Source organism: Acinetobacter sp. AS5, assembly GCF_048957595.1.
Classification (GTDB): Bacteria; Pseudomonadota; Gammaproteobacteria; order Pseudomonadales; family Moraxellaceae; genus Acinetobacter.
In genome coordinates this window covers 1-1,022 of sequence record NZ_JARDAL010000141.1, presented here as the reverse complement: position 1 = coordinate 1,022, position 1,022 = coordinate 1, and the positions used below count along the sequence as shown (strand labels likewise).

Below are 1,022 nucleotides of genomic sequence, written 5' to 3'. Positions count from 1 at the left end.
GCATCTGGTCCAACATCCACTAACCATTGAGCACGACGCATGAGCTCTAAATCATGCTCTACAACAAATACGGAGTTTCCAGCGTCTCTTAATTTATCGAGAGAATCATATAATGACTGACTATCTGAAGGATGTAATCCAGCAGACGGTTCATCCAGTACATAAACTACACCAAATAGCATAGAACTTAATTGTGTTGCTAAACGCAAACGTTGTAACTCTCCCGCTGAAAGAGTCGGTGTGGCTCTATCTAATGTTAGATAACCAAGACCTAACTGGCGTAATTGATTTAAACGCCCCACCACACCATTTGCTAAACGCTGCGCAGCAATTTTCTTTTCATCTGAAAGTGCTGACGTACGTCTTACATCTGGAGATACAGAATGCACTGCTCTACCTGTTGTTGCTCGTTCAGATCTATCAAGTTGGGTTACTTTATTATTAGTCTTTTCTCCAGCATCATGAGCGTCGAAATTGCCAAGAACAATGGGCTCAAGCAGGCAAGTTAACTTATCCAAAGAAAGTTGCATAAACTCACCAATATCTACTCCAGCAAAGGTAATAGATAAGGCTTCTGGTTTAAGGCGTTTACCATGACAGGAAGGGCATATTTTTCCTTCCATAAAACGTGAAACACGTTTTTTCATCAACGTACTTTGGGTATTAGCAAAAGTATGAAGGACATAGCGACGAGCACCAGTGAAAGTGCCCATATAGCTGGGTTCTAGTTTACGTTTAAGTGCAGATTGAGTCTCAGCGGGGCTTAAACCAGCATAGACAGGAACTGTTGGGGTTTCTTCAGTAAATAAAATCCAGTCTCTATCCGATTGCGGTAAATCTTTCCATGGTCGATCAACATCATACCCTAGGGTTACTAGGATATCGCGTAAGTTTTGCCCGTGCCAAGCAGGTGGCCATGATGCGATAGCTCTCTCACGAATACTGAGTGTTGGGTCAGGAACCATTGTCGATTCTGTAACTTCATAAATGTGACCTAAACCATGACAGGTAGGACAAGCACC

The 1,022-nt window shown here is 42.6% G+C and carries 1 pseudogene; it reads right to left on the bottom strand.

Going from position 1 to position 1,022, the window contains the following annotated elements:
• A pseudogene (locus PV763_RS17630) lies at positions 1–1,022 on the bottom strand (excinuclease ABC subunit A); the annotation flags it as partial.